The sequence below is a fragment of the Kitasatospora sp. NPDC004614 genome, from assembly GCF_042873675.1.
Classification (GTDB): Bacteria; Actinomycetota; Actinomycetes; order Streptomycetales; family Streptomycetaceae; genus Kitasatospora.
Genome location: NZ_JBIALR010000030.1, coordinates 1 through 16,672, shown reverse-complemented (window position 1 = coordinate 16,672; position 16,672 = coordinate 1). Strand labels below are relative to the sequence as shown.

4 protein-coding genes and 1 pseudogene are annotated in these 16,672 nt (G+C 69.3%); 1 reads left to right on the top strand and 4 read right to left on the bottom strand.

Going from position 1 to position 16,672, the window contains the following annotated elements:
• Positions 1-59 precede the first annotated feature (59 nt).
• The 4 genes from ACFYST_RS34885 to ACFYST_RS34870 all read right to left on the bottom strand — a co-directional run bounded on the left by ACFYST_RS34885 (position 60) and on the right by ACFYST_RS34870 (position 15,953).
• Positions 60-1,061 carry a tyrosine-type recombinase/integrase gene (locus ACFYST_RS34885; protein WP_387868324.1) on the bottom strand — a complete coding sequence of 334 codons (1,002 nt, stop codon included), beginning with the start codon at positions 1,059-1,061 and terminating at the stop codon, positions 60-62.
• Positions 1,062-1,678: 617 nt separating this feature from the next.
• Positions 1,679-7,624: a hypothetical protein gene (locus ACFYST_RS34880; protein WP_387868322.1), complete on the bottom strand. Its 5,946-nt coding sequence runs from the start codon at positions 7,622-7,624 to the stop codon at positions 1,679-1,681.
• A 40-nt stretch (positions 7,625-7,664) separates the two neighbouring features.
• Positions 7,665-9,995: a hypothetical protein gene (locus ACFYST_RS34875; RefSeq protein ID WP_387868320.1), complete on the bottom strand. Its 2,331-nt coding sequence runs from the start codon at positions 9,993-9,995 to the stop codon at positions 7,665-7,667.
• A gap of 18 nt (positions 9,996-10,013) precedes the next feature.
• Positions 10,014-15,953 (bottom strand): DEAD/DEAH box helicase, encoded by a 5,940-nt coding sequence (locus ACFYST_RS34870; protein WP_387868317.1) that lies wholly within the window; start codon positions 15,951-15,953, stop codon positions 10,014-10,016.
• Positions 15,954-16,474: 521 nt separating this feature from the next.
• Between ACFYST_RS34870 and ACFYST_RS34865 the strand changes: the two are divergent.
• A pseudogene (locus ACFYST_RS34865) lies at positions 16,475-16,672 on the top strand (transposase domain-containing protein); the annotation flags it as partial.

Below are 16,672 nucleotides of genomic sequence, written 5' to 3'. Positions count from 1 at the left end.
CTAACCGTGACCGATCCGGCTCCAGACCCGGCATCGGCGAGCGACAGCCCTCGCAGCCGCTACGCGGCGTCTCCGGAGCGGTACTGGCGGGAGGCGTCGAGGTCGTCCTCGGCAGAGGCGAGCGTGTCGGCCAGGGCGTTGACCGCCTCGTCCGCGGCGTACTTGAGTAGGTGCCCGTAGAGGTTGATGGTCGTGGCCAGGGTGGAGTGCCGCAGCGTCTTGGAGACCACCGCCATGGGCACGCCGGAGGTGATCATGATGGTGGCCGCCGTGTGCCGAAAATCGTGCATCCCGATCCGCGGCAGTCCGATCTCGGCCGAACGTCGGCGCATCTCGCCAAGGACGCGCTGGGGCCGCAGCGGCGCACCGTCAACGGCCCCGAAGACCAGCCCGTCCAACGGCGCGCCCGGCGGGAGCAGCGCGCGCTGGTGGTCGGCCTGCCGGAGCAGGGCGCTGACGGTCCGTTTGTTGAGGCTGACCCAGTTCAGGCTCGCCTTGGTCTTCGGCGGCCCCAGGTGCAGTTCGCTGTTGTTGACCGCAGTCAGCGTCCAGCGCACGTACAGCTTGCGCTCCGCGAGGTGAACGTCCGACCAGTGCAGCCCGAGCGCTTCACCGCGGCGCATACCGGTCGCCAGGATCAACTCGTACAAGTCCCAGAGCTGGTCCGCGTAGTGACGGGCGTTGTGGCGCAGGAACTCCGCGGCCTGCATAGGTGTCCAGCACAGGCGCTCGGGCGAGGCGGGCCGCGGCACGATCGCATACCTGGCCGGGTTGAACGCCAGACGCTTGCTGCGCACCGCGTGGCCGAGCGCACTGCGCAGGGTGGCTCCGGCCCGGTATACGGTGACCGGCCCGCGCCCGCCTGCAAGCTGGTCGATACTCCACTTCTCGATGTGTCGGGCCTGCAGGTCGACCAGCCGCAGCCACCCGAAGACGGGCAGCAGGTCGTTGTGGACGTGCGCGCGGTAGTTCGAGTACGTGGACGCCTTGAGCGTCTTTTCCTTCAGCGCGAGCCACTCGAGCAGGTAACCGCCCACGGTGATCTTCGGGTCCTCGAACACCCCGGTCCGCTCAGCACCCAGGACCACCTCCAGCGCGTGCCGCGCATCCCCCTCCGAGGGGAACCCGCTGCGCCGACGGTCTTGCGCCCCTTCTCCAGCGAGGGCAGGTCCACCGCGTACGCCCAGCTCCCGTGCTCGTCCTCCGACATCAGCCGCGGGCAGGACGCCCCCAACTGCCGCCGGCTCTCGTTACGGCAACCGCAGTGACGGTAGACACGGCCACGGGCAGACGGACTCTCGGTCATCAACACTCCTCGCACTTGGGTGATCCTGGTAGGAGAAGTGCCCACCTGGTGACCGATGACCTGCGTTGAGGACGCCGCGCGAGATGCGAAGAGCCAGCGCGAGGGAGCGCAGCCGAGCAGCACTCAACGTCGCACTACAGGAAGGTGTTTCAAGTCCGAATTGCCGCCCGCCTGGCCCGACGGGGCTGGCGCGTCATGCTCGGCGGTCATGACGATTTGGCAGGCCGCGACGCCGTGGCCGACCTCGCCGGTGGTGGTGGCGAGGATGCCCCACTCAGAGAGCCAGGTCGGTTCCTGTCTCCGTGCCGTCAGATGGATCCCTGGGTGAGCCGTTCGCCAAGAGCGGCCCACCCAGGGGCAGACACCGCAACTTCAGCAGCGGGACCAGCACTCGTGCAGGACCGGTTCCAGCCGCAATTCGGTGCCGTTCCTGTCGAAGGCCTGGAGTGCCTCCAGGCAGGTCAGAACCCATTGGGCATCGGGAAGCTCCAAGCCGGCGAGCTCTATCGCCGTAAGGAGAACCTCTTCGTCGGCCCACTCGGTACCGAACTCTTCGGACACGGCCCGATATCCGGTCATAACCAGAGAATCTGCGGTGAGCCCGGAGTTCTCGAGAAGGTCACCGGCCAACACTTTTTGCCGGAGGTCGTCCTTGAGCCTGCTCAGAGCGTCGTCTTCATTCCCGCACTCGCGGTGTAGGCGGATGGCCCGGTCCAGCAGGGTCGGCCAACCGCCGGTGACTTGGAGCAACTGGGTCACCCGGTCCGCGGTGAAGATATCGGTGTGCTGCGCCCAAGCCCGCAGGCTCCGCTGATCGTGCCGGCGAAGGAAGACTGCGATTGTGTCAGCCTCTTCCGCTCCGGTCAACAGCTCGCGCCACAAGGCCAGTTGGCTGATCCCAAGGGTCAGCACAACCGCTCGCGTAACACCTGAGCGCTCCGGGACAAGGGTGCGGGCGAGAGCTAGTGCTTCCCGGCAGGCCTCGTCGTTTGTCGCTCTGCTTGCCAGATCGCTCACCACCACCCGCCGCTCGCCGGGCTGGCCGTCGATCAGGGCCTGCCGGAAGACGCTCGGGCGCCCGATCGGAGGCAGGTTCCAGCCCGCCACCCGTTCGGTGACCGAGCGCAGTGTGTCTTCGACATCGCTGATGCCGGTGGCAGGCGTACCGAAGACCACTCGCGTCTGGTTGACGTGGTCGCCCAGCAGGTCGTCGACCTGGGTCACGGTCAATGGCGCCGACCGGTTGTCGCGCAGCTCGGGCCTGCCCTCCAGCACCACCGTCTCCTCCAACTGGCACTCGTCGGCGGCGCTGAGCAGACGGCTCTCCACCTCCTGGGCGGTACCGATCATGCGCAGCGCGTTCGGCCCACGCAGGTGCCAGCCTCGGCCATCGTGGTTGGGCGCGAGCACGCCGAGCCCGACCATCTCCTGGAGGTAGGCCCGGAACCCTTCACTGTCCAGGGCACCGAAGCCGACGGGCCACCAGCTCGCACACTCGTCCCGGAGCTCGGCGTCAGTCAGACGGGACTCAAGGCCGTTGTCCCTGGCATGGCGGGCGAGCACATTCGCGATGACGTCATAGCGGTCGTCGAGGGTGAGCGTGTCCTTGAACGCTGCGGTGATGTCGGCGCGCAGCGATGGGTCCGATTCGACCGCCTCGACGTCGGCCGCGGAGATGTCGTACGGAGGGCCGCCGGCCTCGCCGCGTGCCCGTCGCTGCTGCATGACCTCCACCAGTCTGCTGCCGAACATCTGCAGCAGGAAGGGCTGGTAGGAGCAGTAGCCGAGAACCCGGTTGACCAGGTCGACGTCGACGAACTCGAAGCCCAGGGCCCGCATCGGGTCGACGAGCAGGTCGGCCGCGAACTGCGGCGCGAGCGGGCCGACGACGGTTGGCGTCTGGGCGAGGTGGCTGAACGGCCCGTTTCGCGCAAGACGCGTAAAGCGCTGGACGGAGTGCAGGCCCGCGAAGACCACCTTCATCCGGCCGGGCGTCTCGGTGCACAGCCCACGCAGTCGCCGGGTCTCGGTGCAGTGCGGAACGTCGGCCTCGAAGAACCGGTCGCACTCGTCCATCAGGATCAGCAGCCGTCGGCGCGAGTCATCGGAAAGCCACTGCTTGATGCCGGAACGCACTCGGTCGTACGGGTTGTTCTCGGCCCTGCGCCGTGGCTTGGGCAGAACCTCCTGGTCCGTCAGCTCGCGGGCCAGAACGCTCCAGATCGCCTCCGGGCCCAGCGCGGTGCCCTTGCCGATGTTGCTTTGGTCCAGGTTGATGTAGAGCTTCTGGTGATAGCCCGGCTGCTGCTCGGCGAATCGGTCTCCGGCGTCGTTGAGCAGGGCCGATTTGCCGAGGCCGCGCCCGCCGAAAATGATCTGGGTGCCGTCCGGGTCCAGGATGTTCTTGCGCTCGGCGTCGCGCCCGTAGAACATCTCCCGGCCGATCCGGCCGCGCTTCTCCTTGATGTACGGGTTTACCCCGGAGAACGGCAGCAGTGTTTCCGTTGCCACGCTCACCTGACGGTTGCCGTGGGCCGCCAGGTAGGCGAGGGCCGCGTCGTCCACGATCATCAGCGGGGCGATGCCGATGGAGGCCGCCGCGAGCTCGGCTCGCGCCTGGCTGCTCAGGGTACCGAAGTAAGCGACGAGCAGGCTCTCCTTGCTGGGTTCCTGAGCCACACGGCTCAGCAGCAGCTTGGCCGACGGACGGCCCCAAATCATCAGGACCCGGAGTCGGCCGGCCTGTTCGAGCTTGGAGCCGAAGGCCGGTGCCCAGGCTCGACCGTTGATCTCGATGTCAAGCACGTCGACGAAGCGGTACTCGTTGCTGCGAGGGAGGTCGTGGAGGGGGTGAGCCCTCTTGGCTTCGTACCCGAGGAGCTTGAGCGCAGGCAGAAGCTGATACCGAGCGTTGGCGTCCTGGCGCTTCCTGGGCTCGGTGGTGGATAGCTCGCGCCAGTCTGCCAACGCGTCCGCGGCGCGCTCGGCCTCATCCTCGGAGAGGCTGGTGTAGTCCAGTACGGGGAGGGCGGGGTGCTTGCTGCGGCCGCGGACGGTATCGATCAGCTCGTCGCTGATCCCGTTGCCCAGTGCGTCGGGTACGGCCGGGAAGAAACCCGAGAGATGGGACTCGCCGGAGACAATCTCGGGTACAGGCTCGCCGAGTTCGAGGAAGTACACAAGGTCGGCTGCGGTCGCCAGCCCGTCGGTGTCGAGGTGGCGCAGCACCTGGGACCGGTCCTCCTCGCTGACCTCGGGGAGCGCCATCAGCCGGGAGCGCAGCCGGTCGGCGGCCTGCCGACGGTAGCGGGGGAGAAGCTCCGCCACGTGGTTGAGGGTGCGACTCACCAGGACCAGCTCGCGCCGGCTGCCATCCTCAGACTCGGGATGCGCATCGGCCAGCAACTCCTGAAGGCTCAGGTCCTGGTCGTCAGTGAGGGCGCCGTCGGCCTGGGCACGTCGGAGTTCCGCCAGGAGTTCGGCATGCCGGGTCCGTAGTTCGGCGCGCCGCTTCGTCTCGGCTTCGTGCAACTGGCTGCGGCGCGCGGCCGCGAAGTCCACCGGCTCGCCGCTCGGCAGCGCGTCCTGCTCGGCGAGGTCGAGGATGCGGTGCGCGGTGCTGAAGGCATCCTGCTTCTCATGGAGCGCGAGGGCCTCCTCCCAGGTCCGGTCGAGGGCTGCGAGCAGTTCCTGAACCGACGGCTGCTCGCCGTCGGCCAGCGGAATCTTGAGCAGCTCGGCGTCGATCGCCAGCTTCGCGTCTCCGCCAGGGATCCTCTGCGGTCCGGTGGCTCCGTGCTCGATTTCGTCCATGAGGGTGCTCAGAGACGCATGGGCGGCCCAGGCGGCGGCTGCAGGCAGGGAACCGACCGACCGCAGTCTGACCGAGTCCAGGTCGTCGAGGACTCGGGCCCGTTCGGTAAGCACCGTCTGACGCATGGCGACGATCTCTTGGCGCGCCCAGTCGGTCTCGGACGAGCTACTCCTTCTGAGGGCCGCCGTGACGTCCAGCCAGGATTTGGCGCAGTCCATGGCTCGTTCGACGAGATGCACGAGGTCCTGGCGACCTGAGCCCTGAAGAGCCCGTCCGCTCGAAGCGCGAAGCTCCCGGTCCATCCTGTCGATCTCGGAGTGGATCTCGGTGAGTCGGGTCAGCCGGGCGACCGCGTCGGCTGCCTTCGGCTCGGTGTCCGCCGTGCCGTTGACGATGGCATGGAGCACCGAACCGAGGAGACCGTCCGCAGCAAGCCAGCGCTTGGCGATGTGGGTTGCGCGATTGAACCTGAGCCGCGGGGGTTTCAACAGGTCACGGGCCTGCTGGAGGACCTCACGCAGCCTGCTCTCGGCTTCGGAGACGTTCGAAGTCACAGCCAGCGGCCTCGTGATCGCCAGGGCACCGCTCAGGGCCGGGTCCGCGACGGCGACGGCAACGGCGGCGAGGCCCTCGGGCAGCCGCGAGGCCAGGGCCTTCAGCTGCGCCCCGGCCGAGTACTCGCCGGTCGCCAGAGCGGCGCGGACCAGTGCGGGAAGGACGAGCAGCACGGTGTCCTCGAACACCGTGGCCTCGAAGGAGTCGCAATGCCGCAGCGCCTCGTCGAAGGTGCGCGCACCGGGTCCCGAGCCCGAGCCCAGGGCAGCGCCAGCTGCAGCCAGCCGAAGCGCCGCGGCCTCGTGTTCGGGCCGCCCTGCGACTCCGGCCAGGTGATATGCCAGGCCAAATCGGCCCTCGGTGACCAGCCTGGAGACGGCGGTCGACACGAGGGTGTCGATGTCGGTGGACTCCGGCTCGCCTGCTAGGACCAGCGGCGGTGCATCGGGGGCATCGCTCTCACCCTTGTCCGCCAGGGGTTCGATGAGTGTCGTGCTGGCCATGGCAGGTGTGCTCGGCGGGGCGGCCACGGCCGTGGGTACCGATGGCGGGATCTCGGTGTCGGGTAGGGGTTCGGCAGACGGATCACCGGTGGGCAGCGTCTCCGGCTGGGTGGCAGCGGGGGACGGTTCAGCTGCGACCGGCTGGTCGGACGGGTCCTCGGTGCCGTGCGGCAGGGGGAGGGACAACTCCTTGTAGAGCATGGCCGCGACGGCGACGGCGGGCGGCAGCGCCGCTCCGACATACTGGAGGCGGGTCATGATTTCGGGCAGGGCATCCGGCTTCTCACGGAGCCGGACGATTTCGACGAGCAGACCGAGCGCGTCGGCCTGGCCCCTTTCGGTGCCACTCCAAACCGGCAGATCGAGCAGTTGGCAGGCCAGTTCGCGGGCGGCCTCGAGTCCCTGGGCTGCGGAGCTCTCTGCCGCGCACGTGACAGTCAGCAGTGTCCCCAGCGTTTCACGAGCCGCGTGGTCCTGCCGGCGCTCGGCGCGATGAGATCGCACCGCCGCCGACAGATCCTGCAAGCGGTCGGGGACGTCCTTGATTCCGACCTCGGACAGGGCACCGCGCATCCGCAGGAATGCGACCCTCAGCGCGGCAAGGGGGAGGAGGTCGTCGTCGTCGGGCGGGCACCCGTCGTCGAGAGCCGCGCCGATTCGTTGCGCCGCGTCGAGTGCGGCGTGAAACGCGAGCTCCAGTGCCTGGTGCGCGGCGTCCGGGTCGAGGACGTCGTCCGAACCGGAGTCGCCTACGCTGGCTGACGGGTTGTCAGCGACGACTGTTGGCAGGAAGTCGGCGGATGGCGCGTCGGAGGTACGTGGCGCGGGCATCGGAGTACTCCGCTTCTCGGATTCGGGGCCTGGCGGCTCGAAACCGGGGGTCGCTGCCACTACATCAGCGGCGGCGCCCCGGACAGCATTGAGGAGCGGATCCCCGGAGCCGAGCCCCAACCAGTCGCGATCAGCGGCCCAGAGCAGGATCCGGGCGTCACCCGCAGAGGCCTGGCACCAGGAGAAGATCGCGAGGCGAACGAGGAACTCCCCCCAGCGTGTGACCGGGTCGGCGACGGGGTCCGTGTGGTCTGCTGGCCAGGCCGCCGTGGCCACGTCGTTCATCACCCGGCCCGTCAGCGCCCGCGTGGCGCAGCGGCACTGCCGTTGACGCGCGTCCCTCTGCATCCGGGACAGTACGTCCCTGCACAGCGCCTTCCCCGCCCGGCGGGGCGCTGCCAGCTTGATACCGAGCGTGCCCAGTAGCCGCTGCCGCTCCCTCGGGGAGAGCGAGTTGAAGGCCAGCTCCACCATGTCGGCGGTCACCTGGTCGAGGGTGTCGGCGACCGGGCGGCCGACGGCGTTGAGCGCGTCGGCCAGCGGGCGCAGACTGGCGCGTGTGGTGTCGGGCGGAGACAGCGGGGGATCGGTCACTGCCTGGTACTTGTCGTGCATGCGTGCTCCGATTGTTGAGGGTGGGCCATGAGCGCAGGGCTCATCGCGCCCGGGTGTGCTCGGTGACGAAGGTGTATCCGGTGGGGAGTTCCCAGCCGTCGGCCTTGCCGAGCTTTCGGCAGTGCCGGCGGTAGGCGGCCCGCTGAGCTTCGCTGGGAGAGCTTCCGGGGCGAAGCCGCCGTAGGAAGCCGTGGACTTGGTGAGGCGTCGCTGGCCCGGGCCAGTTCTGGTCGGGCGCGACGGGGCTGGCCGACGCACGTGGCGCGGGGACGGGGTTCGGGTTGTAGCCGATCAATGGAATCGGCTGCTGGCCAGCGCGCGCGGGGTGGTGCGGGCAGCCGTTCTCGTCGCGGCTGCCGGTGGCGGAGTAGAGACGGCCGACGGCGAGCAATTCCTCCACCGCCGCTTCCAGCGCGATCACCTGGTGGCTGGCCGGCCGCGTCCCGTACACCACGGTGGGTAGCACCGAGCGGTCCAGCAGGGCGTGTCCGTCGACGGTGAGCAGTCCGCAGCGGCGAACGGCGCGCATGACCAGCCCGCGCTCGTCGAGTGCCGCAGGCGAGTCGGATTCGCGGGTACTGCCGGGAGCGTGCTCCCGGGTGAGTACTTCCTTGGAGTAGTGATGCCCGATGGTCAGCCCATCGACCGTGACAGGCGTTTCCAGCGGGACCGTGGTGGCTCGGATCACCTGTCCGCCGCGCGGCCACTGCAGGAGCAGCGCGATGCCAGGGAAGAAGTCCAGCGGCCATTCGATTTCGGACAGGCGGCCCTGCTCGCCGCCGAGGTCGGGCACTGTGTCCTGGACCATCTCGGACTCGTCGAGTTCTCCGCCCGGATGACTGAGTTCGAGGCGCACGACAGCGGTGCGCTCGCGGATGACGGCGCGCAGCTCGTCGGCGACGAGCGGCCGCAGCGGGAGGTAGCCGTCCATGATGTGGGCGAGGCGCAAGGGGAGTTTCCACACCACCTCGCTGTCGGTCACGCGTAGCAGCTCGGGCTGGCCGAGCCCGGTGTCGCCGAGCGGTGCGTCGACCGGGATCGGGTCCGGCTCATCGACGGCACTCCCGGTGGGGAGCGGGTCCGGATCGGCCGCGGGCTGCGCGACGGGCCGCGTCGTGGGAGGCTCCGAAGCGGCCCGCCAGCCCAGTCCGGTCGGGCTCAGTGGATCGACGGCGCTCCCGTCCTCGCCTGGCCTGTGAGAGCGCCAGATGCCGCCACTTTCGAAGGCGTCGTCGAGACATACCCGGGTGCCATTGTCGAACAGGCCGTTCTCGCTCTCTCGCCGCACCACATCCGCGACGGCCAGATTCGCCCGACAGACGGCCGCGGCGTAGTCGATGCCTCTGAGCATCGGCCCGGCCCCGGGGTAGGTTCGGAGCCTAGGGCCGATCGCGGTGTACACGGTGGTGGCGGTCGGCATGCCGTGGCGGCGTCTGACCGTAGCCTGGCCGGCCAGTTTCAGTGAACTCGCCAGTGTGCTCATGTCGCCGCCACCCAGTGGACCGTCGTCCTGCCAGGCGGCGGCCAGCGACGTGCGGGCCATCGCGTACGGACCCCAGCAGCGCACCGATTCGCAGGTGGCCAGCACAGACTGGAGCAGGTGGAGGGTGCGCAGCAGGGCTCTGCGCAGCAGCTGGTCGTCGTCCCCGCCTACGAGGTCGACGAACGAAACCGGCACCGCAGGGCTCAGCAGCTGGGCGCGTGCCTCACTCAGGAGGTAGTCCGCGTAAGCGGTCAGCGCGTCCTGACCCGCCGCCTCGTGCGACGGGTAGCAGGCGTTGACCACCACATGGCCATCCTGGTTGAGCCAGCGCTGCTGCAGGCGCAACCGCCCGAGCTGGGCAGGCGACAGGCTGAGAGCCTCGCCAAACGCGTGCGTGTCCGGTACCAGCAACTCGCGCCGCACCGGCGCTTCTCCGGGAAACGGGGAGCGGACGCCCACTGCACCCGCCGGCGCGCCGGATTCCCATCCGGGGACGTCGCCAAGCGCGCTGACCGCCGGGTGCTGCCCCTCCTTGTAGACGATCTCGGCGTACAGCGGATGGGATCCGGTGGCGATGCGCACCATGGCCCCGACCGGGATCGCGGGGCTGCTCTCCTCCAGGGTGACGACCGGAAACGCATCCGGATCCAGAGGGCTGCCGCCATACCCTTGGCCGTCGAGGTCGTAGCCGAAGTAGACCGCGTTGAACGCCACCGTGGTGTGGACCGGACCCCTCCGGGCGGAGACCAGGGCCGACAGATACCGGCGCAGCCGGTCCAGGTCCGGGACGGCCACCGCGTCGAGGCCGTCCACGACGGCGGGGTTGAGCAGCGGATCGTCCGTGTACGGGCGCCAGACTCCGTGTGGCGCTGATGGTGCCGAGGTCACGCGTGTTCCTTATTCCTTTCAACTCCGGGTTGTGTTCAGCGCGGTCACGGGCAGGTTCCTGGCCCGCCAGCGACCGTTCGGGGTCGTGACCAACGCGCCCGCTGCGGTGAGCCGTTGCAGGCTCTGCTCCACCTCGGAGAATGCGAGGCCGGCCTGCCCGCCGAAATGGGGGCTGTCCCGCAGCGGGCGAGGCAGTAGCACCTGCCGTCGGTTCACCGGGTCGAAGGAGGCTTCCTCGCCGCGCAGGGCGTGCCACAGCGAGCGGGCGTGCACTCCGTTCGGCATCCGGCGGGCGAGGCGGTACGTCCTGACGTCGATCCGCTGCGCGCGAAGCACGCTGTCTGTACTTCCTCCGACGCGTGGAGCCGGACTCTCGAAGGCCTGCGCGACGGTAGGTCGGCGCTGGTGCTTCGGCCAGTCGGGCACGGCCCAGCAGGCCGAGCAGCGACATGCTGCGGTGGCGCAGCATCCGTCGGGGAGCTCCGCGACGCCGAAGTAGTCGGCGAACAGTTGCTGGGCGCAGACGGTCGGATCGTCGAAGAACGCTTTGAGTAGGGCCAGTTCCTCACGGGCGCGCTCGGCCCGGCGGGAGACCAGCGGCAGGTATCCCTCCGGCAGCCGCCGTTGCTCGATCCGCAGGCCGGTGACGAGGCGTCGGCTCGGAGCGGCGGAAACGTCGAGGAGCCCTCGGTCGTGGAGGTCGGCGAGGATCTCCCAGGTGCCCGCAGGGCCGTCGGAGACCTCCCGGTACCCGCCGACATCCCTGGCCAGCTGCGCGTCGAGCTCGTCAACGCGCAGCCGCGAACGGCCGATCAGGGCCGACAGGCTCGCGACGATGGAATGCTCCGGTGAGTCGTCCTGCTGCGCCAACCCGAAGAGCCTGCCATCAGGGGACCGTTCGCCGGCCTTGACCGCACAGAGCGGCGGGTAGTCGCCGAGGTCAGTGACAGCGCCCAGGTCGGCCAGTGCGCTGAAGGCGCGCATGACTCCGCCGGCATAGCGGTCGGCGGCGTGGCCTTTGCGGAGTTCCTCCTCGTCGAGCACTCCGGCGGCGACGTCCTCGGCCATCAGGGCCGCGGCCAGCTCGACGGGGTCCAGAGTGATTCGCTGCTCGAGGACAGCCCTGCCCATGCGGCGGAGCAGCGACGGCGAGAGGTCCTGTCCGGTCATGAACCGTACAGTGCGGATGCCCCGGCTGGTCGCCAGAGCCAGCGCGGTGTTGGCAGGTCGGTCCCCGTTCTCGCGGTTCCGGCCGGCGCCGTCGCGGCCCGCCCGGCCGATCTGCTGGTAGAGCGCGGCGAGATCGGTTGGCGGTGACGCGCAGAAGACCGTCCGGACGTCGGGCCGGTTGACGCCGAGGCCGAAGGCGGAGGTGGCCACGATGACGAGCGGGACGAAGCCTTCCTCGCCCTGCCGGGGGGCTTCGCGGAACTCGGTCATCACAGCTGCCTTCTCGGCCTCGGCAAGCCGCCCGTGGAAGCGCAGTACCCGCTTTCCGGCGTCGCCCACGTACTCGCGAAGGTGCGCGTGGAGCGCGTTGACCTCCTTGACGGTGAGGCAGTAGATGATCGCGTGTCCATCGGCGGCGTCGACCACCTGTTCGGCCAGCCCCGCGACCTCGGCCGTGCCGCCGCGCCGGAACGTGCGGCGGAAGATCGCCAGTTCGGGTCGGATCGGGTTCTCCCGGGCCGTCACGAGTCCGTCGCGGCCGTCGGAGCCGCGGGCCTCGGCCTGCTCCTTCGCCGAGCCGGTGGCGGGTGGCTCGGGTTCGACACCGAGCAGCACCTCGCGCATCGCCGCGTGCACCGACCGGTTGGCGGTGGCGGTCACCGCGGTGATGGGAAGGCCGTGGTCCTCGCGCAGCTCGGCCAGGAAACGGCCGAGCCGGCGCATGCTGGGGCGGAAATCCTCCCACTGCGCCACGGTGTGGGCCTCGTCAACGGCGATCCGGGTCACTCGACCGGCCGCCACCGCCTGGCGCACCAGTTCACGGAAGCGCCGCTGGCACAGGCGCTCCGGACTGACATACACCAGTTTGATGTTGTGCTCCGCGCGCCCCAGCAGCTGGTCGGCCACCTCGGTCTTGCCGGCCCGGCTGCTCGACTCCCGCAGTGGCGAGATGAGCGCGCGGACTGCGCCGCCGATGGACCGGTTGAGTTCCAGCGCCTGGTCGTGCATGAGCGCGACGAGCGGGCTGACCACGATGGTGGTTCCCGGTAGGACGAGGGCGGGCAGCTGGAAGGTGTAGCTCTTGCCGAAGCCGGTGGGGAGCAGGGCCAGCACGTTCCGGCCCTCCGTGGCGGCGGCGATCACCCGCTGCTGCGCGGGCTTGAGCTCGGTCGGCCCGTCGGCGAGCCTGAGCAGTCCGCCGATCTCGGCGGAGCGCTCCAACACGGCCTGGACCAGGTTGCCCTCCGCCCGCAGGTGGTCGGTCTCCTCCCGAGTGAGGGCGAGTTCGCGGATCCGGCGGGTGGACGGGAGCAGGGTGTGGCGGTCGAGCGCCTCGACCGTGCAGAGCTCGGCTGCCCGCTTGTCGGGGACGAGCCCGTTCAGCGCCATGAACTCCCAGATGCGCCGCCAGCCGTCGGCCATCGTCGTCACATTGCCCGCGCCCGCCTCACCCGTGGTCGGGTCCGGCCGCAGCAGAGCCTCGTCCAGACTGCCGAGGAATGCGTGCCGGTAGGCGCGGCGCAGGGCGGTGGCACCGCCGAGTTTGCGGTCGCTGATCACGATCACGCCGCGATGGCGATCGGAGCGGACCAGACGCCCGACGGCTTGACGCAGCTGGAGCGCGGCCAGCGGCAGGTAGTACTCCTCGGTGGCGACACCGTCCGGATCGGGAGACCCGGCATCCTCCGCTCGCTGCCTGACCGCCGCACGGCGCGCCTCGACGATCGGAGCGGCGAATGGGGCGAACGGGAGCTTGTTGATCCAGACCAGCCGTAGCCGCTGCTCGTCCTTGACGTCGACGCCCTGCCACAGGCCCTTGGTCCCGACCAGGAATCCGCCGCCGTCCTCCTGGTCGGTGAACTCCGCGACCGCCCGGCCGTTTCCGAGGACCAGCGCGTTGACGGTCGGAGTGGAGAGAGTACGGGCACGGAGCTCCCGCTCCAGTAGCTCGCCGATCCCGACGGCGGTCCTGCGCGCCGTGGTGAGCACCATGGCCCCGCCGTCGTGCCCGGCGCCGTCCCCGCGCGGATGGACCAGCTCCTCGGCGTAGCCGCCGAGTTGATGGGCGACGGTCCGCATGGCGCCCTCCTCCTGCTCCGCCCAGGACGGGAAGTCGGAGAAGCAGACGAGCTCGGCCTGTCGGGCCAGGTCGAAGGGCGAGTCCAGTGCGAGCGCCGGAAGCGTGGCCGACAGCCCGAGCCTGGTGCGGATGAAGTCCCAGGTACCGGAGACCCGTAGGGTCGCGGACACATAGTGGATGCGGGGAACCAGGTCCAGGAAGCGCTGCCACTCGGTATCCGCGGGAAGTTCGATCGGGCTGGACGCGACACGGAACCGGTATGAGCGCAGGCCCGGCCTGGGCTCGGCGAGTTCCTCCAGGAAGACCACGCGCGAAGGAAGGACTTCGGGGGTGCCGTCCAGTCGGACGGTGCGGCACAGCAGGGCCTCGATCTCCTCGGCGAGGCGCTCGAGCGCCGCCGCGCTGTCCTCTGCGCGGCGTACGAGAGCCAGCATGCGCTCCTTCACCAAATCGTCGAGCACAGCGGTGTGTTCGGCGACGTACCGGTTCAGGAGGGCAGAGACCGAGCCGACCGCTCGGGCGAACTCTGCGAGCAGGCGCTGGACCAGCCGGGCCTCTGAGCTGCCCGACGTGCCCGCGTACGGGCTCGTCAGCACCGCACTGCGACTGCCGATTCGTACCCCGACTCCCCGTGCCCGGGCGTCGAAGGCCCGTGCGGCGACCCTGGGGAACTGCTCCCCCTCCAGCAGTGACTCCAACGTCCCGACAGCGCCGGCGATCCGGTCCCGCGCGGTGCCGCTGCGGGCATCCGCGAGCCAAGTCGCGCACTCGGCGAGTAGCTCCTCGAGCGTCTGGTAGTCGACGGCGACGGTCAGCGCCGACGTTGCGGCGTTCTCCAATTCGTGCGCCTCGTCGATGATCAGCAGGGTCTCAGGGCCCAGGGCCTGGAGGTCGTCGAGGTGGGAGAGCGCCAAGGCGTGATTGGCGAGGATGAGGCGGTGACCGGTTATCGCCTCGCGGACGGTGTCGGTGTGAACGGCGACCGGGGTATGGGCGCCTGGCGAATAATCGCCGTCTCGTTGCGACAGGGCCTCGAGCCACGGTCCGAGCGCATGACCGGTGTATTCGGTGAGGAAGGCGGGCAGGTCCACTGGGTCCACCGACCTCGCCGTCCAGGAATCGGGAGGCTCGGCACCAGCGCGCAGCCGTAGGAGCAGGAACACGGCCAGCTCTCGGAACCGGCACTGGTCCGCCGGGCGGGCTCGGCTGCGGGACCCGGACCTGCTCTGGGTGGCCTGCGCGAGGGCAGCGGTCAGAGCGGCCAACGAGAGTCTGTTGGAGCGACCCTTCACGAGGTCGCTGAGCTGAAGGAGGTCTGGCAGAGCGCGTTCGAGATCCTTCAGGTCCTGAGCCAGCTGGCTCTGCAGCTGCTTGGTGAACGTCGCGATCACGGCAGTGCGCCCGGGAGATCCGGCCAGCCAGTCGAGAGCCGCGGCCAGGACCGCGTAGCTCTTGCCCGTCCCGGTCGGAGCTTCGAGCAGACCCGACGTGCCCTCTCGGGCCCAGGTGTGCATCGCGGCTGCCATCTGCTGCTGCGCATCTCGCCGTTCCGCCCTGGTCCGGTGCACGACCGCGGCGAGTTCGACCGGGTCTACCCGTCCGTCCGGGCCGAGAAGGTCTGTGGTGAGCCGTACGGGGCGGCGGCCGCGACGCGCCCCCTCGGTGTCCCGCCTGGGCCGGTGGTGGGCCATCGCGGTGCCCACCAGGCGAGCTACCCGCTGTTGGTCCCACGGGTCGGGGGCGGAGCCCGGGCGGAGCGGCTCGCCGGCGAGCTCGAAGAGTGACTGCCACCCGGGCGAGTCCGTGCAGGCCGCCCAGACAAGGCCACGCAAATCCGGGCTCCATTGGCTGACTTCGGTTGCAGCCCGGGTCAGCAGGCGGATCAGGAGCTCGGCGTCGTCCGCGGCCGAGTGCGGGCGCAGGTCCGAGGTTGTGACACCCGTTCCGGAGGCCAGCGAGTGCAGTCGGTGGGAAGACGCGGTGGGCCACACCGCGTGTGCGAGATAGAGCGCGTCGGTGGTCGGCAGGCCTGCCAACGGATCGTCACAGCCCGCCCGCAGTGCGGATTCCTGGATCAGGGGGAAGTCCAGGCCGGTGCCGTTGTACGCCACCACCATGTCTGCTCCGGCGAGGAAGGCGGCCAGTTCCTGCCACGCCTGACCGGCGGGCACTCCTTCAACGTGCAGACGTTGCCGGACCATGGAGTCCCGGATCTCCCCCGCATCGTGGGTGAGCTGCAGGAATCGCTCCCAGCGAGGTGCTGCGGCAACCCAATGCGGGTCCGTTCCGAACCGCACCGCCGCTGCCTGGTACACGCGGCGCTCAAGGTAGGGCTCCGCAGGTATGGCGGTCACCACGCTCTCGAGGTCAATCGCGACGATGCGAAGCCCTTCTCGGTCTGGTGCTGTGGTCTGCAGCTCTAACTGCTCGCCACCAGGAGCAACAGCCATGACGAACCGTTCGTTTCGCCGGAGGAGAAGTCCGGCGGCCACGGCCTTCTCCGCGAGCTTGAGCAAGCGGGCTTCGGGGAGTCCGGGATAGCGGTCGCGCGCGAGCGTTGCCAACATTCGAGCGGTCGCTCCGTCAGGGAGTTCCCCGACCAGCGCCGCGATTTGCCGGACGGCGGCAGGCACTCGTGAATCTCCATCCAATACTGCTCTCCCCTGGCCAGGCCCTCTGACCCGAGCATGCCCATTTGCGCCGTTCAAGTTGATGAACTAGCTGCTTGGAAAGGGCACTTCGGCTCGTAAGTAGTCTACGCAGCGACTTCGGCGTCGCGATGCCAGCGAACTGAAAGTAGTACAAGTATTGTGATCTCTGGGCCACTTCAAGATCGGTGACATCGGCATGGCATGCGCCATTGTCGCCGCCAGCCGCGCTGTCCTTCCCTGTGCCTATCCCGAAGACGTCGACTGGCCGGGTGTGCGAACGCTCTCACCGCACCCGCCCGCCGACTCGCCGACATCTTCGAGGAGGGCAGGGCGCCGATCTCCGCCTCCATCTACCGGCGGATCGACCAGCACCATCCACCTGACCGCAGGGATCGGATCGCGCTCGACGCATGCCCGGTAGCCCGCCCGAGTTTTGGGGCGGCTCCGGACGCTTCGCCTCCAGTCACTCGTACAAGAAGACGCCGACCCGCAAGGTTGCGTTCCTCGTGTACACCTCGATACTCGGCATCTAGACGCAATACCGGTGACTTTGTGTGGTTTTGGTCGTTGGGCTGGTTGTGCCAAGGCCTGGACAGGTGAAGTTGTCGGCGGGTGAGCGGTTCTCGGACCGGATCGCGCTGGGAGTGCTGACGCGGGCGTTCCCGCCCGAGCTGGTTGATGGGTGATTGCCGGGTGCGGCCGGGTCGAGCGGCGTCATCGGCTGTTGCCGGCACGGGTGGTCGTGTACTTCGTCCTGGCGATGTGCCTGTTCTGCG

Coding starts and splice junctions, on each gene's coding strand:
- ACFYST_RS34880 (WP_387868322.1), bottom strand. CDS start 7,624: ATGCACGACAAGTACCAGGCAGTGACCGATCCCCCGCTGTCTCCGCCC.